Origin of the sequence: Nostoc sp. (genome assembly GCF_036916655.1) — a bacterium.
Classification (GTDB): domain Bacteria; phylum Cyanobacteriota; class Cyanobacteriia; order Cyanobacteriales; family Nostocaceae; genus Nostoc.
Window position 1 is genome coordinate 229,025 of sequence record NZ_JBALFY010000025.1, and the last position, 25,252, is coordinate 254,276.

Genomic DNA, 25,252 nt, shown 5'->3' on the forward strand with positions numbered 1-25,252 from the left:
TACTCAATAAAAAGAGGAATAAGATGATTAAAGACAAGGTTGTGATTATTACCGGCGCATCATCAGGGATTGGTGAAGCAAGTGCGAAATTGCTTGCAAGCAAAGGCGCTAAAGTCGTCTTGGGCGCGCGACGCGAGCAACAATTGAGACAACTGGTTGATGAAATTCAAACAGCTGGCGGACAAGCAGTCTATCAAGTGATGGATGTGGTTAACCCATCTGATAACGCCCAGATCGTCAAGCTTGCCAAGGAAACATTTGGAAGCGTTGATGTTATTTTCTTGAACGCTGGCATAATGCCAAATTCTCCACTTTCTGCATTGAAAACTGATGAATGGAATCAAACCGTTGATGTCAATATCAAGGGTGTACTAAATGGTATCGCTGCTGTGTTACCAACGTTTATTAGCCAAAAGTCTGGGCATGCGATCGCAACTTCATCGGTTGCTGGATTAAAAGCTTATCCAGGTGGTGCGGTGTATGGTGGGACGAAATGGTTTGTACGCGATTTCATGGAAGTTCTACGCATGGAATCTGCTCAAGAAGGGACTAACATTCGTACTGCGACCATTTATCCTGCGGCAATTAATACTGAGTTGTTAGATCGGATTACCAACCAAGATGTGGCTGAAAAAATGACAGCGTTGTATGAGCAATATGGCATCTCACCAGATCGAGTGGCCAATGTTGTGGCGTTTGCGATTGACCAGCCAGAAGACACAAACGTGAACGAATTTACGATTGGCCCAACGACGCAGCCTTGGTAAGGATAGTACTGGTGGTTAGACTGAGTGCGATCGCCTCACCCAGGGCGGTACAGAGTCAGTACTGGAGTATGTGGGCAGTGAGTCTGCAATGACAACAGCGATCGCCTATGTGGGTGTGCCACACGGTAGCGGTCACAATTTAAATCTGGGTCGTTTATTTAGACAAAACATCACCTTACGAGGCGGTGTTGCCCCTGCCCGTTATATTCCAGAACTGCTAGCCGATACGGTGGCAGGCAAACTCAACGCCTCTGCTGTTTTCGATTTAACGGTTGATCTCGATGATGTTCCCAGAGGATATGCCTTGATGGATAGTCGAGAAGCGATCAAAGTCATGGTAAGACCTTAATTCTCAAAGACAGGAGTTCAAAAAATGCAAAAGCGCAAACTTGGAAATAGTAATTTAGAAGTCTCAGCGATCGGGCTGGGCTGTATGGGTATGAGCTTTTCTTATGGCCCACCCAAAGATGTACAGGAGATGACTGCCCTTCTGGGGGCTGCCATCGATCGCGGAATAACATTCTTTGACACCGCCGAAGTCTACGGCCCGTTCACCAACGAAGAGCTTGTGGGCGAAGCCCTCGCTCCCTTCCGTGGGCAAGTAGTCATTGCCACCAAATTCGGGTTTGATATTAGTCCTAATTCCGATCCGCGCGGAATGACGGGTGCGCCCGGATTGAATAGCCGACCGGAGCATATTAAGGAAGCCGTGGAGGGTTCGCTCAAGCGCCTCAAGATCGAGACAATCGACTTGCTCTATCAGCACCGAGTTGACCCGGACGTGCCGATCGAAGACGTAGCAGGAGCGGTGAAGGAACTAATTGAGGAAGGGAAAGTGAAGCACTTTGGACTTTCGGAAGCAGGAGTGCAAACAATTCGTCGCGCCCACGCGGTTCAGCCTGTGACTGCACTCCAGAGCGAGTATTCGCTATGGACGAGAACTCCTGAGAAGGAAGTGATACCAACCCTTGAGGAACTCGGAATCGGCTTTGTTCCGTACAGCCCTCTGGGCAAGGGTTTTCTCACTGGTAAGATCGACGAAAACGCGACCTTCGACAGTTCCGATTTCCGCAGCACCTTGCCTCGCTTCACCCCGGAGGCTCTCAAGGTGAATCAAGCGCTGATTAATCTGCTCGGCAGCATTGCCGAACAGAAGCAGGCGACACCTGCTCAGATTGCGATCGCCTGGCTGCTAGCTCAGAAGCCGTGGATCGTGCCGATCCCAGGCACCACAAAGCTGCATCGCTTGGATGAAAACATCGGGGCAGTTTCAGTCGAACTCACGCCTGACGATCTGCGTAACATCGATGACGCCGCCTCCAAGATCGCGGTGCAAGGGGCTAGATACCCCGAAAAGCTGGAGCAAATGACTGGTCGTTGAGCGGTAAAAAATGTGTTCTATAGTTCAAGACAGTTCAGAATGAGCAACAAAACACTTGTAGAGACGAATGGCACTAAGTTAAGCTGAAGGGTAGGCAGCGTAAGGATTGCAGAGGGGCAGGGGTGCAGAGGGGAATTTCTAAATATCTGAACGCAATGCCTAAAATTTCTTCTTTCTCCCCCGCTCCTCTGCACCCCTGCACCCCTGCTGTATATAATGTCCGACTTACTTCTACCTTTTTCAAATAGCTCTTTGCCCCACATATCGCCCATCAAACCCCTGCTTAATCCAACTCAGACATTCATATTCGGATTTGAATAACTTTGGAGCTGCAATATTATTCAATAACTCTGGTGGGTAATGGTCATAAAAATATTTGTCTTCTTCTTGAAAGATAATAATCAAATTGTTTCGGTAAATGTAGCGAGACTTAAAACTATCTCCGCTATGAACAAACTCCGAATTTTGATCGATATGCTCTTTAGCAATATCAATGATGTTACTAATACCACTTCCATAAAGACCTACTGGGTTTTCTACTTTATGAAATTTGCTCCTGTGAGCAATTTCAGATATTAATTTATACGAATAAATCTCGTAATTATCTGCTTTGCTAAAAACAAATGGAATGATGAGATATCCTTTATATGAGACTGAATTTTCATAAAGAAGACGACTCATCTCAACCTCCTTTGGTAAAACTGCTTTTAAAAAATTCGCTTTCAGAGAAAAGTGTTACAACACCAATTATGTACTAAAGATACTCACCATAAACTGAGTTGATTAGGGGGATGCTCAAGGTTATTCCAGGGTAGGGATGGAACTGATGTCCCACTTTGTTCCAATAGCTGTTGAAAGTGACGGGCTGTGCTGGGCGATCGCGCTTCTATTGGACAATGGACAAAGAAATAAATTCGCACTCCCATTTGTAACCATTGCTGAATCTGTCTTACCCACTCTTCCATAAATGGCTGATTCACTGATAAATTCGGATGAGAAATAAACCGAATCAGAGTAAAAGGTGCTGTCACACTCAATTGCAACGGTAATTTGGGTTTACGTCGTTCCGATTGCAATTGTGGGTCATCATCTCCACTATAAATGGGGCGCGAATCTAATAATACTCGTCCTACACTTAACTTTTCTAAAAGTGCCGTCAAATTACTAGCATGGGGTTCCTGGAACCAGTCGGGATGCCGAACTTCCAACGCTAGGGGTGCTTCTGTATGGGGCCAAGCTTCTAGAAAGTTGGTCAAATCGTCAAGTAATGCAGGTGCATAACTAGGTGGTAACTGAGCAAAAATTGGGCCAAGATGCTTACCTAAAGGGCGCATCCCCTCCAGAAATTTTAAAGCAGCCGGAATATAAGGTTGTAGCAAACCTTGATGGGTAATATCTCGTGGTAATTTTAGACAAAATTCAAAACCTGCTGGTGTTTCGGCAGCCCAACGGGTTACAGTTTCTTGGTTAGGCACGGCATAAAAGGTGGTGTTACCTTCTACAGTGGTGAAGCGACGACTGTAGAGATGGAGAAAATCGGCAGTGCGAGTGCCTTGGGGATAGAGTTCGCCCACCCAACCTTTATATGCCCAAACAGCACAACCGATAAAAAAGTTCACAGTGCCTAAAAGCCTTGATGTATTATCACATTCAATTTTACAGGTAGGTTGTAGGCATAGATCAGGCTTGTACCTGTTTGAAATGGCATATTTATTTACGCCGTGCTGTACTAGGTTAGATTTTCAACTTCAAAATGCTTGAGTAATTCATACACTCTATGTCATAGCGCCGCCTTAGCTTATTGATACATTGAACCATCAGGCATAATTGCTCCTGCTAAGTTAGTGCCAACTAGTTTAACTAGAAGACGCTCACCAGAGCGAATCCGCGCTCCCGTCAAGTCGGCTCCTCGCAAGTCGGCTCCACTGAGATCCGCTCCAATCAAATTAGCAGCGCGTAAATTCGCCTCCCTAAGATCCGCTAAAAGTAGGTTTGCTCGAAATAAATTTGCTTCAGATAAATTCGCACCTCTGAGGTTGACTTTGTGCATAAAAGTATCACTGAGATTAGCACCACTCAAATTGGCATAACTCAGATTTCTGCCAGATAAGTCTTTATTGCTCAAATTTGCCCGACTATAGTCTTTGCCACTCAAGTCTGAGTTTTGCTTCGGTGGTTTCTGGGTTGTTGGAGATGGTTTTTCCTGTTGAGGTGGCGGTGAATTATGTGTGTTTTGATGTTTGGTTTTGAGAGAACGCAACTTTTCACGAGCTTCATTTATGGCTTTCAGCTTGTCTTGTGCTTTCTGCTGTAAACGGAGATTTTCTTTAGGAATGCGATCGGGATGCCAAACAAAGACTAAATCTTTGTAAGCCTGGTTCACTTCGTCAAGTGTTGCTCCAGGCTCTAATTCCAAAACTCTATAGTACCGCTCCAGATCGCTCATACGATATTTTGGTGGACAATCAACTTAATTATGAGTGATGGAGTCATCTATCTGCCGCATCTTTTGTTATTGATCATTGGGCATTGTGCATTGAAAAGAGGCAGAGGGGTAGGGTGCAGAGCGCGGAGGGGAAAACATCTTCTCCCTGCTCCCCTGCTTCCCCTGCTTCCCCTGCCTCCCCTGCTTCCTCATCTCCCCATCTCCCCATTCCTCCATCGTGCGATCGCTCTCAAATATGCTGCAACTGGAATCTGATAGACTTCAATAAAAATCCAAACAATAATTGATAGATGTGATAAAAAAGTTAATATCGTCCAAATATATGGCATCCAGGTTATGGGTTCCTTGAGATTAGCAGGAAAATAGTAAGCGACTATGCCAATTAGAGTAGTAGGCAGAATTACAAAAACTGCTGCTGCTAGTCCATAACCCCAACCTAATTCCACACCTTCTAACTGGCCTTCTGTCCAACTTAACCCATTCCAACGCCAAGTTAAGGGTGGTTGCCTAGAAGGCATCTTGATTTGTTGTAATTCTAGGTTGACTGTAAAAATTTCTTGACAAAAGTCACAAGCCATAGCTTCCATCAATGGCATGTGAGAAATCTTACCTATCCGACAGACTGGGCAGGGGTAAGCTCCATAATAGTCGAAAGATTGGGCTAAGATTTTGGAACTAGGCATAATGAAATTGATGATCCTAAAAATTTGATCTGGTCAATGAGGACTTTGGTAAGAATAATGTATGGCGATTGTCAATTGTCTGCAATAAGCTTTCACAAGATGAGGTCATAAGTCAGGAGAATTATATATTTTAACTTTTCAATCTTGGCTCTGTTAACTTCTGCTGGTTCGGAAATATCGAGGGTTGATGTTGGGTTACACTACGTACCCCTACGAGAAGGCAAGCTACTACCCAACCTACGAATGATTAAATTTCATACTCTTTTTGTGGTGGGCTGTACTTAGAGTCCTCACTGATTTACTTGAGTTAGCTGTATTCTATCCATTAGAAAATGTCTCTACATTCTTTTTCACCAGATGTCTAATGACAAGCCGCTTTCTTTGTCTACACAAACAAGCAACTAGCACTTCACTGTATAATTAGTACAAAGCGTGATTTGAAATTTTGCAAAGCTTTACTAGTCTTGATCCCCACAATTGTACTGAGTCTATCGCTTTTTTATAGTTTGTGGAGGTGTTGACACTGCTTTTTCTTCCTGATAATGTTAGATTAGATAGACATAGTTTTTAGAATTTCCAGCAAAAGCCCCGCAAATGCTTAACACAAATTCCTACTTTTATTTTTGGTTTAGGGTGGTTCACCGGGAGTGAATTAAGTTTCCTAATGGAAACCCCCCGGTGAACCGCAGAGCGAACTCTGCGGTTTTTGTTTTTTTAAGGAGAATTTCATTGTCATGACTTAATTTCACTAGCTGGTTTTATAGCTTTTACTTTTGGCCCAAACTAAGTTCCGGGTAAATAGCGTCATGCCAATGAATCAGAACGCGCCCGGAACTCTTAAAGGTTTCGGGCTTTTTTGTTGTTATCGGGGAGTGGGGATTAGGGACAGGGGACTAGGGACTGGGAAAAAGTTTTCCAAATACCCAATCCCCAATACCCAGTCCCCAATACCCAATCCCTCACTTTTCAAGAGATAAAACCATGATTAATGCTAGACTTGCCGCACAATCTCATCCTAATCACCAGACAATCGTTAAAATTTCAGAAAAAGTCGCTTTCGGGGGTGAAGAACTCGTAATTATCGGCGGGCCTTGTACTGTTGAAAGTTTAGAGCAAATGGAGATAGTCGCCCAAAAACTATCTACTTCATCAGTACAGGGGTTGCGTGGCGGTGTCTACAAACCCCGCACATCTCCTTACGCTTTCCAGGGTATGGGTGAAGCAGGATTAGAGATTTTGGCAAGGGTGCGATCACATTACAATATGCCGATTGTCACTGAGGTGATGTCAATTTCCCAAATTGAAGTAGTCGCCGCCCACGCTGATATGCTTCAGGTTGGTAGCCGCAATATGCAAAACTTCGACTTGCTCAAAGCTTTAGGACAAGCTGGTAAACCAATATTACTCAAGCGTGGTTTAGCAGCAACTATTGAAGAATTCGTTATGGCTGCTGAATATATTCTCAGCCACGGAAATCCTGATGTGGTGTTGTGCGAAAGAGGTATCCGCAGTTTCGATGATTACACCCGTAATGTCCTAGATTTAGCGGCAGTGGCAGCACTCAAGCAAATCACTCATCTGCCTGTAATTGTAGATCCTTCCCATGCTGTGGGTAAACGAGAGTTGGTAGCACCTGTGGCTAGGGCTGCGATCGCTTGCGGTGCTGATGGATTAATTATTGAATGTCACCCGGAACCAGAAAAATCTGTTTCTGATGCTCGTCAAGCACTTTCTCTAGAAGATATGGTGCATTTAGTTAATAGCTTAAAGCCTGTAGCAACAGCCGTAGGACGCAATATATCAGATGTTGGGGCAGGCTTGAAACCTGCCCCGATTTTTTGTGCGGCTTAAATTTCAGTTGGGGGCGATTGCTTGTATCTGTGAGTCAAAAAATTTCTTTTGGCTTAAAGACAAACAGCGATCGCTTCCGTGAACTACAGCAAGGGACTTGGAGGTTAAGACATTAACTGATGATAAAACCTACTTTCAACCCAGTCCCCAGTCCCCAGCTATACCTACACTTTTAGTAAATTGTTCAATTTATTTTTACATGATGCCTTTAATGACTAAATAACAAATGACTAAAAAACAAAAATTTCCTTACCTAGTTGGTTCTAAGTGGACGGCACAGCAAAAAGTTGATGGCTGGAGGCACTTCCAAGTTGTCAATCGTAAAAATCAGGCTAAGTGGGTTTACGCCGAAATGGTTGCTGCTTGCGATCCGAAAGTCCGTTTTTGGATAAATGCCAAATTATTACAAGATAACTCCCAGTGGCAAGCTGGCTGGCAAACATTACAGGAAATCCACGGACTTGAAACTGAGGTGTCCTGATTACCTTAAATAGCCCGACTGAAAGAAATTTCAGGACTTACGCACACTCTAAAATTGTTCTCTTAGCCCACGGAGGTGGGCTTTGCTTTGTGTAGCCGCGAATTCTATGAGACTATTGGCGAACTAATAGGGGGTCTAACCCATCATTCCTCATTAGGGACTTCCAAATAAAAAAATATTCAATTAACTCTTGTGGGGTGGGCATCTTGCGCGCCCAGTCTATAGGGCGGGCGAGACGCCCACCCCACAATATTGGATAATTTATTTCTTGGAGTTCCCTTACTCTAATTTCAGTCCGTTTCAACGGACTTTAGCTATTAGCCCGAAATTTATTTCAGGGCGGGAAAGCAACGCCAAACCAATGTTTTAGGGGTAAGGAGTCAAAGCCGCCGTGAATTGACCAACAATCTCATTCTATTGCCTTGGCTTTTGGAAAACATTTGGCAAATTAATAATTTTTTACAAAATCAGCCTAACTTACTCTCAAGCAGCAATTAAACGGTCTTGGCTATCGGCTGAAAACTTGTGATTTATCTGCGATACCTTAGGTGAGCTACGCTAACGCAAATTCCGGTAATATTTCCAGCATCAGGCTGCCTATACTTCTCTTTCACATCGTCCCTGCGCCCCAATGCCTTGAAAACACGTTGTCATAACATCAGCTAATTCTATGAAAAGAATTCAAAAAAGCCAGTTTTATATTTTTGTATTTTGTAACTATTTTTATAAAAAGAAGTAATAAAAACTTTTTATGACGTATTTTTAGAGCTTTTAAAGTCTTTATGGTTCATAAAAACCTAAATAAACTTAATTAAGCTTTAATTCATCGGATAAGACCGTTTTACAAATTATGACCCACTTTCTTTTCTAGGTAATTTGCCCAATAATGACATCAACAGACCTCACGCATCGCCATCTCAGGAAAGGTGAAGGCAAATGTTTGAGCCACAAGTTTGACAAGAAGCTATAAGAGGGAAACAACAGTGAAACTAGCAGTCTACGGAAAAGGTGGTATCGGTAAATCCACAACTAGCTGTAATATATCCGTCGCCCTAGCTAAACGTGGCAAAAAAGTGCTGCAAATTGGTTGCGACCCCAAACATGACAGTACCTTTACCCTGACTGGGTTTTTGATTCCGACAATTATCGACACCCTCCAAGAAAAAGACTATCACTACGAAGATGTCTGGCCAGAAGATGTAATTTATAAAGGCTACGGCGGTGTGGATTGCGTAGAAGCAGGTGGCCCACCTGCGGGTGCTGGATGTGGCGGCTACGTAGTCGGTGAAACCGTAAAATTACTTAAGGAACTCAACGCCTTTGATGAATACGATATAATTCTTTTTGACGTTCTCGGTGACGTAGTTTGCGGTGGATTTGCAGCACCACTCAACTATGCAGATTACTGCCTGATCGTTACAGACAACGGCTTTGATGCTTTATTTGCTGCCAATCGGATCGCTGCTTCAGTCCGCGAAAAAGCAAGAACTCACCCACTGCGTTTAGCCGGGTTAATTGGCAATCGCACCTCCAAGCGCGACTTGATTGAAAAATATATAGAAGCTGTGCCCATGCCAGTTTTGGAAGTTTTACCTTTGATTGAAGATATCCGTGTTTCCCGCGTGAAAGGCAAAACTTTGTTCGAGATGGCAGAGCAAGATCCTTCCCTAGACTACGTTTGCGACTACTATCTCAACATCGCCGACCAAATTCTGGCGCGTCCCGAAGGTGTTGTACCTAACGATACACCAGATCGGGAGTTGTTCTCTTTATTGTCCGATTTTTATCTAAATCCGGGTAAACCCCAGGTTCCTAATTCAGAAGAAGAACTAGACTTGATGATTGTATAAATCACCAAGTTCTCAGGATGGGGGACAATAATATGGCTTTCTTTCACAGCTTTACGGATTCAATAAAACAAAAGTGGTTGCAATTTTTCCAGAATAATCGAGACTGGATTACCCTGCACATGGAAGTGGAATCAGTGTACACCCCTGATGGTGGGAAGCGACCACCTTCTTACCTCATCCTGGGAGTTCTTAACGCCCTAGAGCCAAAGCTAGCGCAGTTAATGTTGCCCTTTGCCAAGCTCAATCCTGACGCTGATACTCTGATTGAAGTGCTGGATTTACATTTTGACCCAGATTTAGCTCTCGGTAATCGCTTCGTCGGCAACCCAGATGTTGAGAGATACGTAGAAGAAGCGGCAGCTATCGTTGACGAAAAGCCTGAAGATGAAACATTGACACATTCTCATACAAATGGCTTTGCGGCGGCGGTAGTTCCAGAATTCGCAATCCTGGATTCCGATAATGAAAGTCTGGGGATTGGCGAGTTGGAGGAAACTGAAAATGCCTTTGGCGATATTTCCTTAACCAACGGACACGACTCAAAAGATGAGTCTCTTGAAAACTCTAGTTTAGAAGCAGATGAGTTTGGGGAAATTGCTTTCGATTCAACCGCCGCAATCGAAGTAAAGCTGGATGAAGAAGAAGCGCTTGAAGATAGTCCACTAGATGAGAATGCGTTTAAAGACGTGTTATCAGATGTCTGGGGTGATGAAACAGCTTTGCAAAAGGCTGAAGAAAATAACGATTTTTTGGGGGAAGAACTGCCAGCAGGCGTTTTTGATGAATCAGAAATTGCCCGCCTCTTCCCCAATGCTTAATTATTGTCGTTCTTCGCAATTTTAAGTTTTAGATTTGGGGTTTTGGATGAGGAATTAGGGAAATTGTCGTTAGACAGCGGATACTTTTGTTGTCCCAGCCTTCAATCCAAAATTATCAATCTAAAATCTAAAATTGGTTGAACTGCCATTAAATATCAAGGGGAGAAAAAACCAAAATGACTGTCGCTCAACAACCAGAAGCTTTAAGCTTTGAATGTGAAACTGGGAATTACCATACTTTTTGTCCAATTAGCTGCGTGGCGTGGTTATATCAAAAAATTGAAGATAGCTTCTTTTTGGTGATTGGGACAAAAACTTGTGGCTACTTCCTGCAAAATGCGATGGGGGTGATGATTTTTGCTGAACCCCGCTATGCAATGGCAGAGTTGGAAGAAGGCGATATTTCCGCACAGCTGAGTGATTATGAAGAGTTAAAGCGGTTGTGCTTGCAGATTAAACGCGATCGCAATCCTAGTGTAATTGTCTGGATTGGCACTTGCACCACCGAAATTATCAAAACAGATTTGGAAGGTTTAGCACCGAAGCTAGAATCCGAAATTGGGATTCCCATCGTTGTCGCGCGGGCAAATGGTCTAGATTACGCCTTCACCCAAGGGGAAGACACCGTGTTAGCTGCTATGGCTAACCGTTGTCCTGATAAGTCTCCGGTGGCGGAAACTGAGAAAATTGAACGAAATGCGATCGCTAAATTGCTAAACTTCGGTAAAAAGAAAGAAGATGTTGCCCAAGATGAATCTGAGTACGTAGATCATCCACCCTTAGTTCTCTTTGGTTCCCTTCCTGACCCCGTAGTTACTCAGTTAACCTTAGAACTGAAGAGACAAGGCATCAAAGTTTCCGGCTGGCTACCCGCGAAGCGCTTCACAGAATTGCCAGTACTGGAAGAAGGCTATTATGTCGCTGGTGTCAACCCCTTTCTCAGCCGTACAGCTACCACCTTAATGCGCCGCCGCAAGTGTAAACTCATTGGCGCACCCTTCCCCATTGGCCCCGATGGTACTCGCGCTTGGATTGAGAAAATCTGCTCGGTGTTCGGTATTACTCCCAAGGGTTTGGATGAACGGGAGGCCCAAATTTGGGCAGGTTTGGAAGATTACGTGAAACTGATTCGCGGTAAGTCTGTATTCTTCATGGGTGATAACTTGCTGGAAATCTCCCAAGCAAGATTCTTAATCCGTTGTGGGATGACAGTTCACGAAATCGGTATTCCCTACATGGATAAGCGCTATCAAGCTGCTGAGTTGGCATTGTTGGAGAAAACTTGCCAGGAAATGAATTCACCTCTGCCAAGAATTGTAGAGAAGCCGGATAATTACAATCAACTTCAGCGAATTTATGCGTTGAAACCAGATTTGGTAATTACTGGTATGGCGCACGCTAATCCATTGGAAGCACGCGGTATTAATACAAAATGGTCTGTGGAGTTCACTTTTGCTCAAATTCACGGCTTTACGAATGCGCGTGACATGTTAGAGTTGGTGACTCGTCCGCTACGTCGTAATAATAATTTGAAAGATTTGGGTTGGGATAAGTTGGTGAGAGAAGAAGCGAAGATTTAGGATTTGAATTTGGATTTAGCAACAGCATTATGATTAAGGCGAACCCAAAAAGTTCGCCTTTTTTATCTTACAGAGGCGCAAAGTGAGAGCTACTATAAATATTTACAATCATGTAGGTATTGCTGAATAGACAGGATAATTGAGGAGTTAATCTGATGCCTGAAATTTGTCGTTTTTTAGGGATTATAATTACCATGTACTATAACGACCATCCGCCACCTCATTTCCATGTCCGCTACAATAAGCAAAAGGCAATTATTGATATAGAAACCTTATCAATTTTAGAAGGCAAACTCACTCCTAGAGTTCTTGGTTTAGTAATTGAATGGGCAGCTATGCACCAATCAGAACTTAGAGAAAACTGGCAACTGGCAAGAGAAAATAATCCCTTAGAAAAAATTCAACCATTAGAGTGAATTATGCTTAAAGACATTATAGAAGTTATTCCTCACGATAACTATCAACTCTATTTGAAGTTTGAAGACGGAAAAGAAGGTATTGTTGATGTTAACCAGCTAATCGAATTTACAGGAATTTTTGCACCTTTAAAAGATTTAAACTATTTTAAAACTGTTAAACTTAACGCTGAATGGGGAACAATTCACTGGGATAATGGCGCAGATTTAGACCCAGATGTTCTTTATTCTGTGGTTACTAACCAATCTATTCCCACCTATAGAAATCTGGAAGAATATGAAAAAAGTTGGAGTTAAAACAGAAGTAATTCCAGAAGTTGGTGATTTATTAAAGCCTAGTAATTTTTTTCACCAACTAAATTAGATGATGTAGCAGGTTGCTTAAAATATCAAGGTAAACCCAAAACTCTTGAGGATATGGATAATGCAATTCGCCAAGGTGTAGAGGAATCGTGATTTAAAAGTAGAACACTGGCTCAAACCTGATTCAAAAAACTAACAAGTTTCTATTCCCTAACTCCAGAACTCACCATGACTCAAAAAACCTATCAACTCCGCCTAAGCGTCCACTAACATCAGCTAATCCTTGTCTTGTAGCAGCAGCATTTGCCCCAGATGCAACAAGATTTGCACAGGAGAAAACAAGGTTGAGTAAATTGTTAGGGGAAGAACTTAGTGCTGGAATTGGAGAGTTATTGGGTTCCCTTAACCAGGTAACATTTACTCAGTATTCCCCTATTGATATGTTGTCTAACAATTCAGCTAATACTAATGCGAGTTTTATTATGTCTAATAGCGATCGCTATTTTTTAACTAAAGTATGTTTGCTAAACAATTAAAACCAAATAGATTTGCTAAAATCGATAACTAAAACTGATATTTCATCTTCAGAACTTATACCAATTCGTAATTACGAATTACGAATTACGAATTACGAATTACGAATTAATACAAGTCCTCTTATTTATGAATTCGCAAGTTGTCGGTAGCGTTCCTGAACTTCCTGAATCGAAAACAAAGTTTCAAACTTCAACCCGGCTGACTGATACAACTCGCCTCCCCCTTGCTCTCTGTCTACTAGTGAAATTACTTGATTTACCGTATAACCTGCATCCTTAAGACGCTCAACAGCTTTCAAAGCAGATTGCCCAGTTGTCACCACATCTTCCAAAACTACTACTTTTGCACCTTCAGGTAAACTAGGGCCTTCTATATAAGCTCTCGTCCCGTATCCCTTGGCTTCCTTCCTAATAATCAGCGCTGGTATCGGTCGGTTTTCATAAACCGAAACTATACTCACTGCTGTCACAATTGGATCAGCCCCCATTGTTAAACCACCTACAGCCTGTGTATCTACAGGTAACAAAGGAAACAGCAAGCGTCCAACTGCCAAAGCGCCTTGAGGATGGAGTGTTACCTGTGTCTTGTTGACGTAATAAGAACTACGCAGCCCAGAAGAGAGGAGAAAATCACCCTCTTGATAAGCAAGTTGACAAAATAAATCTAGTAACTTGTGGCGCAAAATGGTCAAATCAGGAGTGGTTGCCCAAATATCTGAGTGGGTAAGAGTTTCAGTAGGATACGTCATTACAAAACATTAAAAATTGTGCTACACCAAAGGTTGAACTTATCAGAGTTCTGAACTTAAGCATAAATTAAGATTGCCCAAAAATTGAGGAGTCAGAAACGTGGGTATAAAATTCAAAACCTTTGGTGGTTTATTAGTGCTGCTTGCTGCTGGTATTGCATTTCCCTCTGTTGCATCTGCCCAAACGGCAACACCCAATTATGAAACGACGAGTGATGTCTTTGAACGAGCTTATTTTAGTCACGATCGCAATTTCTACGAAAATGGCAGCCTCAAGCGTCAGCTAGACTCATTACTCGGATCTGGTTCCAGTTTCGGTGGTTCTTTCCCAGAAAATGAAATTGCCCACGATGCCGAACTGGTTAACACTTTATATCATGATGTCCTGACTCAGCAAGTCGGCAACGATCCTTATATTCGCACTCCTGATTTACCAAATCCTTATGACACATCCCTAATGATGTCTCCTCGTTTGAATAGCAACAAACTCAAACTAGGAACTGAATTCAGGTTTGAAACTTTACCATCTCGGTAAGATTAGGGAATGGGGAGGATGGGAGAATAATTACTAACCAACATTTCAGCAACGCTCACTACAAGTGCCCGTGCCCAATGCCCCATATCCTCTATTACTGATTTTCGATGATTTAGTGCGCCCTGCTGGAATCGAACCAGCCTTAAGGCGAATTATGAGTTCGCTGCCTCCCCAATCGGCCAAAGGCGCATGTTTTGCTGGGTTTCGGGTTGCTATGAGTAAATTGCTTTAACTCTTAGGTCAACTTTATTTGCTAATTAATTTTAGAGTGAGGAAAATATCTCACACACTGAGTTTAGCCAATTCCGTAATTATATCACAAATTTCCTGCTTGTGAAGAGTGGACAATAATTTCCCAGCTTTTTATACTACATAATTTGATCATAGATATAGTGCAAACTAATATTGATTAAGTTCCTTTAAGGATTGAGGTCAAAAGCTTCACTATTCTTAAATAGACCAGCATTCTATTGTGATAGCTTGTCAGCGATGAAAATAAATTCTACTGTACTTCTTACTTTGATTTTGCTAATTCTGATGATGGGAGCCGGCTCTGTGAGCGCGTTTTTGGGCTTTGAACTAGGGAGTTCAGCACTTAAAGGCGTTACTACACCAGATGGGCGTCCCACAACCAAATTTGCCAGCAATAAGGCAAATAGCTCCCAACAAGGGGGGCTAGTGCTATTAAAAGAGGAAGAGATTCTGAAAATTGTCAAGGCACGAGTTGAGGGTAAGACCAAGGCGGCTAAGTCTGAAAAGCTAGAGGAAGATGATGAAGAAACCAATAGCAGCAAGCAGAAGCCAGAGGAAAAACCCCCAGAAGTGGTTGAAGAAAAACCCCTGCCAGGTTTTCCCGTTACTGCCCAAAGTCAGGGTGTAACCATGATTGTGCAATCTGCTCACTACTCTGGTGGTGATTTGCTACTGAAAGTGAAAATGCAGAACAAAGGTAAGGATTCTGTGCGCTTCCTGTATAGTTTTTTAGATGTTACTGATGACAAAGGACGAACCCTAAGTGCGAGTACAGAAGGCTTACCAACAGAATTGCCTGTAAATGGGCCAGCGTTTTCAGGTACAGTGAGCATTCCCACAGCTTTACTTGATGATGTCAAGAAAATATCACTTGCTCTTACTGATTATCCTGCTCAACAATTGAAGCTAGAGGCATCGAATATTCCGGTAGGAAGGTAGTTGAGGACTGGGGACTGGGGATCGGGGACTGGGGACTAGAGACTAGTCTCTAATCCCCAATCCCCTTAAATGGAGGACGTGAGTTTTACACGAGCTTTGGCAGTGAGTGGTTTTCCTAATTTAATTTGGACAGACGTGGCGCTGCGGTTGTTATCAGTGCTACTACTGATTGCCATAAATGCCTTTTTTGTGACGGCGGAATTTTCGATGGTCAGTGTGCGGCGATCGCGTATTCACCAGTTAGTTAAGGCTGGGGATATTCCTGCGATCGCTGTAGAAATGCTACAACGCAGTATTGACCGACTGTTATCTACCACCCAGTTAGGTATTACCCTCTCTAGTTTGGCGCTGGGATGGATTGGCGAAAGTACGATTGTGGTGCTGATTAATACCTGGTTGAGATCCTGGCCTTTACCAGTTAGTATGACTATTTTCCTGGCACATTCCCTATCAATTCCCATAGCCTTTTTCTTAATTGCCTATTTGCAAATTGTGATCGGAGAACTATGCCCCAAATCCTTAGCTATGTTGTACTCAGAGCAGCTAGCAAGGTTTTTGGGGCCTTCAGTAAAAGCGATCGTGCGTTTTTTTGGTCCCTTCATCTGGATTCTCAACCAATCAACTCGTTTTTTATTGCGAATTTTTGGCATCCAATACACAGGTCAAGGCTGGAGGCCGCCTGTAACTCCTGAAGAATTGCAACTGATTATCTCTACAGAATGGGGATCTACTGGTTTACAGCGTGCAGAGCGAGAATTGCTCAATAATGTTTTTGAGTTTGGCGATGTCATGGCCCAAGATGTGATGATCCCCCGCACCAGTATTATCACGCTGCCAAAAGACGCGACTTTCCAAATATTACTCAGGGAAATGGCTTCTACTGGTTACTCCCGCTATCCCGTGATTGGTGAATCTTTAGATGATGTTCGCGGCATTGTTTATTTTAAAGATTTGGCGCAACCTTTAGCTGTAGGAAAACTCAGTTTAGAGACCCAGATTCAACCTTGGATGCGTCCCGCCCGGTTTGTTCCAGAACACACGCCTTTGAGTGAACTTTTGCCCATGATGCAGCAAGAGAAACCCGCTATGGTCATGGTTGTAAATGAATTTGGCGGTACTGTAGGACTAGTGACAATCAAAGATGTCATTGCCGAAATTATTGGCGATCCAAGCGTTCCTGAAGACAGCGACGAATTATTGATTCAGATGTTAGATGAGCAGAAATTTTTGGTGCAGGCACAAATCAACCTCGAAGACCTCAATGAAGTTTTGCATCTCAATTTGCCCCTGACCAGAGAATACCAAACACTAGGGGGCTTTTTGCTGTATGAGTTACAGAAAATTCCGGCCATTGGCGAAATATTCTGTTATCAAAATCTCGAATTCACTGTGATATCAATTGTTGGCCCACGCTTGCATCAAATTCAACTGCGACGATTACAAGAGTTAGGGGTTGAGAGTTAGGGAACTCCAAGAAATAAATTATTCAATATTGTGGGGTGGGCATCTTGCCTGCCATACAGACTGGGCGGGCGAGACGCCCACCCCACAGGAGTTAATTGTATATTTTTTATTTGGAAGTCCCTTAGGAGTGATGAATTTTAACTCCTAACTCCTCACTCTTCAAGAAGCATACGTCAGTGGATCAACAAGTCCCAATTCGGCAAAAGCTGCTAGCCGCAAGCGACAAGAATCACATACACCACAGGCGACATCTCCAGCAGCATAGCAAGACCAAGTTAGCTCCCAAGGGACTCCCAATTGGTTCCCCAGTTGGATGATTTCGGTTTTTTTCAGGTTGATTAGGGGTGCGACAATCTTAATTGGTTGTCCCTCACGCCCTTGTTTGGTTCCCAGGCGAAAAACTTCTTGCATTGCTTCGATATAGTCGGGGCGACAATCAGGATATCCTGAATAATCGAGGGCATTAACGCCGATATAGACACGCTCTGCTGCGATCGCTTCGGCGTAACCAAGAGCAAAGCTTAAAAAGATGGTATTACGAGCCGGAACGTATGTAACAGGAATATTTTGAGACATTTCATCCAGCGATCGCTCCTGGGGTAAATCAATGGTGTCATCGGTAAGCGCCGAACCACCCCATTGTCGTAAGTCAAAATTAACAACTTGATGTTTTGCGATCGTAGCTTTTTGAGCAACAGCAAGGGCTGACTTTAACTCTTGTCGGTGTCGCTGCTGATAATCAAAGGAAATAGCATGACATTCACAGCCATCAGCCTGAGCTTTATACAAAATTGTGGAAGAGTCCAATCCCCCAGATAACAGAATTACAGCTTTCATCTCAGTTGCAAATTTTGGATTTCAAATCGCCAAATCAAACCTTAACAAAATGCCAGAAAGCAATGCCAAGAAGAATTTACACTTAGGTCTTACCGAATTTTTTACAGTTAATCAAAAGACATATTTTTTTGGAGAAAGTGCAAAATCCCAAACAAACCCGAAATATCTATACAAAAGATATTTGGATTACGGGAACCGATCACAAACTTTGAAATTCTTCATAAACATAGGCTCTATGTTACCATCTGGATGGTTTTAGACGGATCGTAACTGGCTTTCGAGTATAAACGCCAACGGCCGTAGCGTCTCTAAATTTGGTGGTTGAGGAGAGAATAATAGTGCAAGATAGCATGTCAGTGGCAGAACCGAATCCATACACACAGCGAAACCAGCCACGACCAATCCGCATAGGCGTGATTGGAGTGGGTAACATGGGACAACACCACGCTCGCGTGCTGAGTTCAATGAAAGATGTTGAGCTAGTCGGAGTGGCAGATATTAACGTCGAGCGAGGATTAGAAACTGCCAGCAAGTATAAGGTGCGTTTTTTTGAAGACTACTGTGATCTGCTACCCCTTGTGGAAGCAGTTTGTGTAGCTGTTCCCACCCGTTTGCACTATGCTGTGGGCATCAACTGTCTGTTAGCGGGAATTCATGTTTTGATTGAAAAACCGATCGCAGCTAGTATTTCAGAGGCAGAGTCTTTAGTCAATGCTGCGGCTGAGTCTCAGTGTATCCTGCAAGTGGGTCATATTGAGCGTTTCAACCCAGCTTTTAAAGAATTGAGCCAAGTACTGAAAACAGAGGAATTGCTGGCGCTAGAAGCCCACAGAATGAGTCCTTACTCAGATCGGGCAAATGATGTTTCGGTTGTACTGGATTTAATGATCCATGACATCGACCTACTTCTGGAATTAGCTGCTTCCCCAGTCACAAAATTGACTGCTAGCGGTACTCGCTCCCTAGACTCTGGTTATTTAGATTATGTAACCGCCACCTTGGGGTTTGCTAATGGTATTGTTGCTACTCTGACTGCCAGTAAAGTCACCCACCGAAAAATTCGCCGGATTGTCGCCCATTGCAAAAATTCATTTACTGAGGCAGATTTCCTTAAGAATGAAATTTTGATTCATCGGCAAACCACTGCCAATTCTCTCACCGACCACCGACAAGTACTTTACAGGCAAGATGGTGTAATTGAAAAAGTCTACACCAGCAATATTCAACCTCTAAGTGCAGAATTAGAACATTTTGTCAACTGTGTACATGGTGGCAATCAGCCCTCGGTAGGCGGCGAACAAGCTCTCAAAGCCCTGAGACTAGCAAGTTTGATTGAACAGATGGCACTGGAGGATCGAGTTTGGAATCCTCTAGACTGGCAATCGGAACCAAGAGTACAATCATTGACTCCGACAGCCTAGAAGCAGAGGGGATGAGGGGGATGAAGAGGACAAGGTAAAACTTTCTTCCTTCTCTGTTCCTGCTTCCCCACAGCATCAACTCAGAAGAAAACTCGAAAGTATGTTTTGAAATTTGTCATCAAATCTTTAGATCCTCCCTAGTCTTTCAAAAAAACGACTAAGGGGGATCTAAAAAATTGGAAAATAAAACCTAGTGGTTTATGTCACTAATTAAATCGTGATAAATGAGGGTGATCAGATCCCCGACTTCTTGAAGAAGTCGGGGATCTCACAGCGCCGCAAAATTAATGAAACAGATCCTTAACTTTTGCTTGTCTGACTCTGTTTTTCAGTTCCAACTGGTTCCCAGCCTCCAGGTTGGGAAACCCATTCCCTGAGGCTCCGCCTCTGCTTTTTTGATGAGAGGCAGAGCCTCTGAGAATACGTTACTAGCCTCCAGGCTGGTAACGAGGCTACATAAGTATTTGGGCTTTTCTTAGTGCCATTGGGCCAAGCTAACTTGACTCTAACAATCCAGAACAATTACCTTTTAAAAAAGCTAAGGCGGAATCTTAGTAACAGAACTAGTACAGCAATTTCAGGAATTGACTTAATGCTTGAATGGATAACTAATACTATCAACTATTTTGGCCATTGGGGAATTGCCCTACTAATGTTCTTAGAAAACCTTTTTCCCCCTATTCCTTCAGAATTGATCATGCCACTAGCTGGATTTACAGCAAGTCCATATCAACCAGGAGGCCCAAAGCTGAATATCATTGGTGTGTTTTTTGCAGGGCTTTTGGGTTCTGTATTAGGCGCACTTATTTGGTACTATCCAGGTAAGTTTTTGGGCGAAACTCGTTTGAAAGCTTGGGCTGATAAATATGGCAAATGGCTAGCTATTTCCAGTAAAGATATCACCAAGGCCAAAGTGTGGTTTGATCGACAAGGTAGAAAAGCAGTATTAATTGGTCGTCTTGTACCAGGAATCCGCACCTTGATTTCTGTCCCCGCAGGGATCAGCAATATGCCTTTGCTACCATTTTTGTTTTACACAACATTAGGTAGCGCAGCTTGGGTGGGTTTGCTAACATACTCAGGATATGCCTTGGGTAGTCAGTATGAACTTGTGGACAAGTATCTTGCTCCTGTATCCAAAATCGTACTTGGGGGTTTGGTTTTGGCATTTATTTTCTGGATATCCAAGCGCCAGTTAAGACGTACTAGAAGATGAAACACGGACGCTTTTGGTTTGAAAGCAGTGAAAGCAGGGGTTACATCTGGCCAAAATTCGCCTACACTATGCCAAATAATACTAGATGTGCGTTGGCAGAGCTTACCGGAGATATCGCCGGAATTAATTTTTGGCGTATTTCTAGCTACACTTGACGCAACCTAGAATTTCTGGTTGCTCGCATTTTTGTAAGATGAGCATGACAACTTTTTACAGTTAAGTTTGAACTAGGAGCTTTCATGACAGACCAACCTTCCGCCGCTACCCCTATTAATGCCGCTGCTATACCGATGAATAGAGTGTCGGCATCCACTCCCATAAATGCTGTTAATAATCCTACCCCAAGCACAGGAACGGTTTCAGGAAAAACAATTCTCAGTGTTGATTTAGGCAGAACTTCCACAAAAACTTGTGTGAGTCGCGAACCTGGTAACGTAGTGTTCGTACCTGCCAACGTCAAGCAGATGTCAATAGAGCAAGTACGCGGCGGTGTTTTTGAAGCCCGCGCTACCGACCCCCTAATGGATTTGTGGCTGGAGTATCAAGGCAATGGCTATGCCGTTGGTCAACTGGCGGCAGATTTTGGAGCGAACTTAGGAGTCGGGCAATCTAAGGTAGAGGCTGCACTAGTAAAAGTGTTAGCAAGTGCTGGCTACTTTAAACTCAAAAATGATATCTCAGTCGTACTGGGTCTGCCTTTTCTTTCTTTAGAGCAATTTGAAAAGGAAAAAGCACAGTTGATTAGCCAAGTAGGTGGCCCTCATGTGTTGAACTTCCGAGGCGAATCTGTGACGCTGAACGTCAATAAGGTTTGGGTCATGCCAGAGGGCTACGGCAGCTTGCTGTGGTCTGAAGCTCAACCCAAGAAAAACCCTGGCAGTCCCGATTTTACAAAAATATCGGTGGCGATCGTCGATATTGGTCATCAAACCGTCGATCTTTTGATGGTAGATAACTTCCGTTTTGCTAGAGGTGCTTCTAAGAGCGAAGACTTCGGGATGAATAAGTTTTATGAATTGGTGTCTGCCGAAATTGAGGGAGCAGATAGTCAATCTCTAGCGCTGATTTCCGCTGTGAACAAACCTAGAGGTGAACGCTTTTACCGTCCTAAAGGCGCTAGCAAGCCCACCAACCTAGATGATTTTCTTCCTAACCTTACGGAGATGTTTTCTCGCGAAATCTGTAGCCGTGTGCTAGCCTGGTTGCCAGAACGCGTCACCGATGTGATTCTTACTGGCGGTGGTGGTGAGTTCTTCTGGGACGACGTTCAACGTCTACTCAAAGAAGCAAAGATTAATGCTCATTTAGCAGCACCTTCCCGTCAGGCGAATGCTTTGGGGCAGTATATTTATGGAGAGGCACAATTATCCTCCAATCGCGCTGCTAGGGCATAAAGCTGATGTTCCAATGGTCAAAAAAGGTAGTTAAATCCGTCACGTTCAACCCAGAGCTTGCTGATGAAAGCTTGTTAGCGCAAGTAGAAAGTTATTTGGAAAAACAACCAGACAAGACTTTCAGCGACCTCTGTAAAGAAGCCTTATGGCAATCTTTATGTGTACCGGAACCTGTACAACCTGCTCCACAAACGGCAGTAACCACACCGATTGATCAACAAATCGGTGAACTGCAACGTCAAGTGGCTGGACTTGAGGAACGTTTTTTTGCCAAGGGATCTAATCGTTTGGAGGCGATGGAACATCATCTACTGCAACTTTCTCAACAAGTTGCACAACTGGCGCTCATAGTCAATGATCGATCGTTCATTCCGTCTCCAAGTCAATTAGAAGTAGTAAATAATACTTCTTATACTGTTGCTACCCCTCCTCAAGAGGTTGACCCCGTAATCAGTCGCCTTAGTCAGTTTCTCGATGATTTTTAACGAGCAATTAGGTTTGTGAGCAATTTTTGCTCATGTTAACAATCCTTAATAGTTAATACTATTAAGGATTATTAATGTTTATATATTTTGTACACATACAATATTGGGATTTGGCAACAAGCCGTCACCCTTTTTCTTTGGAGACACAAAGCAACTTCCTTGTGTCTATATATCTATCTGGCTAATTAAAGTTGTGTAAAAGAGCGATCGCACATCAATTTTTAGTATGCGCTCAAAGTGAGATACAGTAATATTTAGGGCTATAGTATAAAGTTTTTCGCTTCTAACAATCTACAGCCGGAAATTACCCAGTTATACTGAGATAAGCGAGTGTAAGTCAAAACACCGTTTGAGTTCAGTTGACACTTATCACCATGAGTAATACGAGTTTTTGGAAGCCTGCTTATCAACTTTTTAAGCCAGAGGAACCACTTACTACACCTGAAGAACTGAGAAATTTTTATGTCCAGCGAGCCAACAGTCCTGTAGAGAATTTAATCACTTTCTTGGATATGGAAGACGACCCAGCTAAATTTTTACTAGCAGGTCACAGGGGTGGTGGCAAAACTACAGAATTGCGGCGATTAGAACAACATTTGAACAGTAAATATACAGTAATTTGGATTGATACTGTAACTGCTCTCGACCAATACAACATTGGCTATGCTGAGGTTGTAGTCCTAATTGGAATTAAAATTTTTGAAAAAGTTATTCAACGAGAGTGGGGTTTAAAAGACGATTTATTAAATGATTTACTCGAAAGTCTCAAAACTGTAGTTTATCAAGATGAAGACGCTGAAAATGCTGGTCTTGAACTTCCAGAAATTATCAAAAAACTAGGTCTAATTCTTAAACAAGGACTAACTCGAAGGCAAAGAGCAGGACATGACCAAGCAAGGAAAATTTTAGAGGCAATTAAAGACAATGAGGGTGTAAAGCGCTTGACAGCTAACCCTCTACTATTGACAATTTTGGCACTAATTCACCGCAATGGTGAACGCCTACCTAACCGCCGGGTGAAACTTTATGAATTGGCAGTGCAAACCTTGACGGAAGATTGGCAGCTAGGTAAGAAGTTGCCAAATGCTCCGAAAGTGCTGCTGAACCAAAATGAAGTAGTGGCATTTTTAGCACCACTGGCTTACTGGATGCATGAGGAGAAGCCCTCTGGTTTGGTAACTGAGGCAGAAGTCGAACAACAGTTAGCAGCAAAGTTAGCAGAACTAAATGATACTGGTCTAGAATCAGACTCAGTGCGGCTTGCCGTGCAGGAGTTTTTACGAAAAGTGCGGGAAACCACAGGTCTATTTGTGGAACGTGCGCCTGGAGTCTACGGCTTTATGCACCTGACGTTTGAGGAGTATTTTGCCGCACGTTATATCGCTGACAATGAAGTAAGCGATATTTTAGCAATTATCCGTAAACATTTGCATGAGCCGCGTTGGAATGAACCGATTCTACTGGCTTTAGGCTATTGCGGAATTTATTCTCCGAAACAGGCTAATAAGCTGGTTGAGCAGCTTTTCAGTAATCTTGAGGCTTATGAACCTGTAATTAAAGGTGGTAATTTAAAAATCAAAAATGCATCTTCGCAGGATGCAATTATCATCTGGTCAGATTTGCAAGAGGAATCAAGTACTAACTGTAAACAGTCGGAGTTACAGTTAAAAGATTTGCTATTTGCTGGTGAGGTTTTAACTCAAGTTGAAGTGAATAGCAGTCTTCGTAGAAAGCTAACTAAAAAGTTAGTTATTACTTTAGTATTAGGAAATAACTTAGAAGATGGAATAATTAAACAACTGCTAAAACTACTGCGCCAGATTGAACTATTTAACAATAAGAGTGAAGTTATAGCTTGTTTGGAACAATGTGTAAAAGAATCAACACTATTTGAAATTATTGGCGCAATTGCACAGTTATCAATCCTCTATATCGCTTGTGCGGAATCTGGAATATCCTTACTCAATTGTGTAACCGATATTGTTAATCAGTTAAATCCATTGCTTTTCAGTGGACTGAAGGGAATATTTGCAGATTTGGGTGAAGAAATGACTCCTGCCTTGGAATTTACTAAACGGGATCAGGAAATTGACCAAGTTAGTGAACAAGCTTTAAACTTTATTACCGCATTGTCTTATATCCGTGACAATAACTATATAAAAGCTATCATACTTTTAGAACAACTAATTTACAGTTCGGATAAAAGCTTGATGCATTTCATTACCTGGGCATTAGCTGATTGTTATAAACTTCAAAATCAATATGAGAAGGCGAGTAAATACTACCAGCAAACATATGACAAACTAGCAGTATATCCTCAAGAAAGCTCTTTATTAGCTTTCTGGAATGAATGGGGAGCTTGTTACCGTTTACAGGCTAAATACAAGCAGTCATTGGAGTGCTTTCAGAAGGGGTTAGCTATTACTCAAGGTGTCAATGACTATGAATTTAAAGCAGATACTCTCTATGAAATAGGCAAGACTTATAAAGCATGGGGTAAATATGAAGAAGCGATCGCCTATTATCAACAGAGCCGTGACCTCTATGAGCAATTAGGTAAAGAGAAAGATATAGCTAACCAGTGGTATCGGCTAGCTGATTGCTATCGTGATTGGGGTAAATATCAGGAAGCTGTAGAGTGTGAACAAAAAGATTTGGCAATTTGCCAGCAGTTAGATGACCAAACCGAAATAGCTCTTGCTCATTATCAGCTAGGACGTATATATCAAGCATGGAGCAAATATGAACAAGCGATCGCCTATTATCAACAGAGCCATGACCTCTATGAGCAATTAGGTAAAGAGAAAGATATAGCTAACCAGTGGTATCGGCTAGCTGATTGCTATCG

The 25,252-nt window shown here is 42.8% G+C and carries 24 protein-coding genes, 1 tRNA gene and 1 pseudogene; 19 read left to right on the forward strand and 7 right to left on the reverse strand.

Features of this window, described 5'->3' with window-relative positions:
* Positions 1 to 23 precede the first annotated feature (23 nt).
* The 3 genes from V7L31_RS07970 (at position 24) to V7L31_RS07980 (ending at position 2,148) form a co-directional block, all read left to right on the forward strand.
* Complete coding sequence (locus V7L31_RS07970) at positions 24 to 767, forward strand: SDR family oxidoreductase (RefSeq protein ID WP_334695746.1); 744 nt, start codon at positions 24 to 26, stop codon at positions 765 to 767.
* A 70-nt stretch (positions 768 to 837) separates the two neighbouring features.
* On the forward strand, positions 838 to 1,116 hold the full coding sequence (locus V7L31_RS07975) for a hypothetical protein (RefSeq protein ID WP_334695747.1): 279 nt from the start codon (positions 838 to 840) through the stop codon (positions 1,114 to 1,116).
* A gap of 24 nt (positions 1,117 to 1,140) precedes the next feature.
* Positions 1,141 to 2,148, forward strand: a complete 1,008-nt coding sequence (locus tag V7L31_RS07980; RefSeq protein WP_334695748.1) for an aldo/keto reductase — start codon at positions 1,141 to 1,143, stop codon at positions 2,146 to 2,148.
* Between the two features lie 240 nt (positions 2,149 to 2,388).
* Here V7L31_RS07980 and V7L31_RS07985 read toward each other — a convergent pair whose 3' ends face one another.
* The 4 genes from V7L31_RS07985 to V7L31_RS08000 all read right to left on the reverse strand — a co-directional run bounded on the left by V7L31_RS07985 (position 2,389) and on the right by V7L31_RS08000 (position 5,277).
* The gene (locus V7L31_RS07985; RefSeq protein ID WP_334695749.1) at positions 2,389 to 2,829 is read right to left on the reverse strand and encodes a hypothetical protein; all 441 of its coding nucleotides are present in this window, start codon (positions 2,827 to 2,829) and stop codon (positions 2,389 to 2,391) included.
* Between the two features lie 83 nt (positions 2,830 to 2,912).
* Entirely contained in the window at positions 2,913 to 3,767 is an 855-nt protein-coding gene (locus V7L31_RS07990; RefSeq protein ID WP_334695750.1) for a DUF72 domain-containing protein, read from the reverse strand.
* Between the two features lie 179 nt (positions 3,768 to 3,946).
* A complete protein-coding gene (locus V7L31_RS07995; protein ID WP_334695751.1) occupies positions 3,947 to 4,594 on the reverse strand; it encodes a pentapeptide repeat-containing protein in 648 nt (215 codons plus the stop codon).
* Between the two features lie 188 nt (positions 4,595 to 4,782).
* Positions 4,783 to 5,277: a hypothetical protein gene (locus V7L31_RS08000; protein WP_334695752.1), complete on the reverse strand. Its 495-nt coding sequence runs from the start codon at positions 5,275 to 5,277 to the stop codon at positions 4,783 to 4,785.
* 981 nt (positions 5,278 to 6,258) lie between these two features.
* On the opposite strand from V7L31_RS08000, the gene aroF reads away from it, so the two are divergent.
* The 8 genes and pseudogenes from aroF to V7L31_RS32565 form a co-directional block, all read left to right on the forward strand.
* Positions 6,259 to 7,128 carry a 3-deoxy-7-phosphoheptulonate synthase gene (gene aroF, locus V7L31_RS08005; protein ID WP_334695753.1) on the forward strand — a complete coding sequence of 290 codons (870 nt, stop codon included), beginning with the start codon at positions 6,259 to 6,261 and terminating at the stop codon, positions 7,126 to 7,128.
* A 226-nt stretch (positions 7,129 to 7,354) separates the two neighbouring features.
* Positions 7,355 to 7,609 (forward strand): TIGR02450 family Trp-rich protein, encoded by a 255-nt coding sequence (locus tag V7L31_RS08010; RefSeq protein ID WP_099103731.1) that lies wholly within the window; start codon positions 7,355 to 7,357, stop codon positions 7,607 to 7,609.
* Between the two features lie 983 nt (positions 7,610 to 8,592).
* Positions 8,593 to 9,459, forward strand: coding sequence for a ferredoxin:protochlorophyllide reductase (ATP-dependent) iron-sulfur ATP-binding protein (bchL, locus tag V7L31_RS08015; protein ID WP_196528135.1), 867 nt, complete (start codon positions 8,593 to 8,595; stop codon positions 9,457 to 9,459).
* A gap of 32 nt (positions 9,460 to 9,491) precedes the next feature.
* The gene (locus tag V7L31_RS08020; protein WP_334695754.1) at positions 9,492 to 10,277 is read left to right on the forward strand and encodes a DUF5331 domain-containing protein; all 786 of its coding nucleotides are present in this window, start codon (positions 9,492 to 9,494) and stop codon (positions 10,275 to 10,277) included.
* 176 nt (positions 10,278 to 10,453) lie between these two features.
* The gene (locus V7L31_RS08025; RefSeq protein WP_334695755.1) at positions 10,454 to 11,857 is read left to right on the forward strand and encodes a ferredoxin:protochlorophyllide reductase (ATP-dependent) subunit N; all 1,404 of its coding nucleotides are present in this window, start codon (positions 10,454 to 10,456) and stop codon (positions 11,855 to 11,857) included.
* Positions 11,858 to 12,012: 155 nt separating this feature from the next.
* The gene (locus tag V7L31_RS08030; RefSeq protein ID WP_190935550.1) at positions 12,013 to 12,273 is read left to right on the forward strand and encodes a DUF4160 domain-containing protein; all 261 of its coding nucleotides are present in this window, start codon (positions 12,013 to 12,015) and stop codon (positions 12,271 to 12,273) included.
* Between the two features lie 3 nt (positions 12,274 to 12,276).
* The gene (locus V7L31_RS08035; protein WP_334695756.1) at positions 12,277 to 12,570 is read left to right on the forward strand and encodes a DUF2442 domain-containing protein; all 294 of its coding nucleotides are present in this window, start codon (positions 12,277 to 12,279) and stop codon (positions 12,568 to 12,570) included.
* A gap of 48 nt (positions 12,571 to 12,618) precedes the next feature.
* A pseudogene (locus V7L31_RS32565) lies at positions 12,619 to 12,729 on the forward strand (AbrB/MazE/SpoVT family DNA-binding domain-containing protein); the annotation flags it as partial.
* A gap of 508 nt (positions 12,730 to 13,237) precedes the next feature.
* Here V7L31_RS32565 and pyrE read toward each other — a convergent pair.
* Complete coding sequence (pyrE, locus tag V7L31_RS08040) at positions 13,238 to 13,861, reverse strand: orotate phosphoribosyltransferase (RefSeq protein WP_179065447.1); 624 nt, start codon at positions 13,859 to 13,861, stop codon at positions 13,238 to 13,240.
* Between the two features lie 100 nt (positions 13,862 to 13,961).
* On the opposite strand from pyrE, the gene V7L31_RS08045 reads away from it, so the two are divergent.
* The gene (locus V7L31_RS08045; RefSeq protein ID WP_179065448.1) at positions 13,962 to 14,396 is read left to right on the forward strand and encodes a hypothetical protein; all 435 of its coding nucleotides are present in this window, start codon (positions 13,962 to 13,964) and stop codon (positions 14,394 to 14,396) included.
* A 116-nt stretch (positions 14,397 to 14,512) separates the two neighbouring features.
* Here the strand turns inward: V7L31_RS08045 and V7L31_RS08050 are convergent.
* Positions 14,513 to 14,585: transfer RNA gene (locus V7L31_RS08050), tRNA-Ile, on the reverse strand.
* A gap of 300 nt (positions 14,586 to 14,885) precedes the next feature.
* Between V7L31_RS08050 and V7L31_RS08055 the strand changes: the two genes are divergently transcribed.
* Complete coding sequence (locus V7L31_RS08055; protein WP_179065449.1) at positions 14,886 to 15,587, forward strand: hypothetical protein; 702 nt, start codon at positions 14,886 to 14,888, stop codon at positions 15,585 to 15,587.
* A gap of 69 nt (positions 15,588 to 15,656) precedes the next feature.
* Positions 15,657 to 17,051, forward strand: a complete 1,395-nt coding sequence (locus V7L31_RS08060) for a hemolysin family protein (protein ID WP_334695757.1) — start codon at positions 15,657 to 15,659, stop codon at positions 17,049 to 17,051.
* Positions 17,052 to 17,210: 159 nt separating this feature from the next.
* Here V7L31_RS08060 and queC read toward each other — a convergent pair whose 3' ends face one another.
* Positions 17,211 to 17,888 carry a 7-cyano-7-deazaguanine synthase QueC gene (gene queC / locus V7L31_RS08065; protein WP_334695758.1) on the reverse strand — a complete coding sequence of 226 codons (678 nt, stop codon included), beginning with the start codon at positions 17,886 to 17,888 and terminating at the stop codon, positions 17,211 to 17,213.
* A gap of 338 nt (positions 17,889 to 18,226) precedes the next feature.
* Between queC and V7L31_RS08070 the strand changes: the two genes are divergently transcribed.
* From V7L31_RS08070 to V7L31_RS08090, 5 genes are all read left to right on the forward strand, one after another.
* Complete coding sequence (locus V7L31_RS08070) at positions 18,227 to 19,309, forward strand: Gfo/Idh/MocA family oxidoreductase (protein WP_334695759.1); 1,083 nt, start codon at positions 18,227 to 18,229, stop codon at positions 19,307 to 19,309.
* A 592-nt stretch (positions 19,310 to 19,901) separates the two neighbouring features.
* On the forward strand, positions 19,902 to 20,525 hold the full coding sequence (locus tag V7L31_RS08075) for a DedA family protein (RefSeq protein ID WP_179065453.1): 624 nt from the start codon (positions 19,902 to 19,904) through the stop codon (positions 20,523 to 20,525).
* A gap of 239 nt (positions 20,526 to 20,764) precedes the next feature.
* A complete protein-coding gene (locus V7L31_RS08080) occupies positions 20,765 to 21,919 on the forward strand; it encodes a ParM/StbA family protein (protein WP_334695760.1) in 1,155 nt (384 codons plus the stop codon).
* 5 nt (positions 21,920 to 21,924) lie between these two features.
* A complete protein-coding gene (locus tag V7L31_RS08085) occupies positions 21,925 to 22,404 on the forward strand; it encodes a plasmid segregation centromere-binding protein ParR (protein WP_179065455.1) in 480 nt (159 codons plus the stop codon).
* A 374-nt stretch (positions 22,405 to 22,778) separates the two neighbouring features.
* Positions 22,779 to 25,252: tetratricopeptide repeat protein (locus tag V7L31_RS08090; protein ID WP_334695761.1), on the forward strand; the 2,474-nt coding region annotated here is incomplete at its 3' end.

Coding starts and splice junctions, on each gene's coding strand:
- pyrE (WP_179065447.1), bottom strand. CDS start 13,861: ATGACGTATCCTACTGAAACTCTTACCCACTCAGATATTTGGGCAACC.
- V7L31_RS08025 (WP_334695755.1), top strand. CDS start 10,454: ATGACTGTCGCTCAACAACCAGAAGCTTTAAGCTTTGAATGTGAAACT.
- V7L31_RS07995 (WP_334695751.1), bottom strand. CDS start 4,594: ATGAGCGATCTGGAGCGGTACTATAGAGTTTTGGAATTAGAGCCTGGA.
- V7L31_RS08080 (WP_334695760.1), top strand. CDS start 20,765: ATGACAGACCAACCTTCCGCCGCTACCCCTATTAATGCCGCTGCTATA.
- aroF (WP_334695753.1), top strand. CDS start 6,259: ATGATTAATGCTAGACTTGCCGCACAATCTCATCCTAATCACCAGACA.
- V7L31_RS08000 (WP_334695752.1), bottom strand. CDS start 5,277: ATGCCTAGTTCCAAAATCTTAGCCCAATCTTTCGACTATTATGGAGCT.
- V7L31_RS08020 (WP_334695754.1), top strand. CDS start 9,492: ATGGCTTTCTTTCACAGCTTTACGGATTCAATAAAACAAAAGTGGTTG.
- V7L31_RS08030 (WP_190935550.1), top strand. CDS start 12,013: ATGCCTGAAATTTGTCGTTTTTTAGGGATTATAATTACCATGTACTAT.
- queC (WP_334695758.1), bottom strand. CDS start 17,888: ATGAAAGCTGTAATTCTGTTATCTGGGGGATTGGACTCTTCCACAATT.
- V7L31_RS08075 (WP_179065453.1), top strand. CDS start 19,902: ATGCTTGAATGGATAACTAATACTATCAACTATTTTGGCCATTGGGGA.
- V7L31_RS07980 (WP_334695748.1), top strand. CDS start 1,141: ATGCAAAAGCGCAAACTTGGAAATAGTAATTTAGAAGTCTCAGCGATC.
- V7L31_RS08010 (WP_099103731.1), top strand. CDS start 7,355: ATGACTAAAAAACAAAAATTTCCTTACCTAGTTGGTTCTAAGTGGACG.
- V7L31_RS08060 (WP_334695757.1), top strand. CDS start 15,657: ATGGAGGACGTGAGTTTTACACGAGCTTTGGCAGTGAGTGGTTTTCCT.
- V7L31_RS08085 (WP_179065455.1), top strand. CDS start 21,925: ATGTTCCAATGGTCAAAAAAGGTAGTTAAATCCGTCACGTTCAACCCA.
- V7L31_RS08055 (WP_179065449.1), top strand. CDS start 14,886: ATGAAAATAAATTCTACTGTACTTCTTACTTTGATTTTGCTAATTCTG.
- V7L31_RS07985 (WP_334695749.1), bottom strand. CDS start 2,829: ATGAGTCGTCTTCTTTATGAAAATTCAGTCTCATATAAAGGATATCTC.
- V7L31_RS08035 (WP_334695756.1), top strand. CDS start 12,277: ATGCTTAAAGACATTATAGAAGTTATTCCTCACGATAACTATCAACTC.
- V7L31_RS07970 (WP_334695746.1), top strand. CDS start 24: ATGATTAAAGACAAGGTTGTGATTATTACCGGCGCATCATCAGGGATT.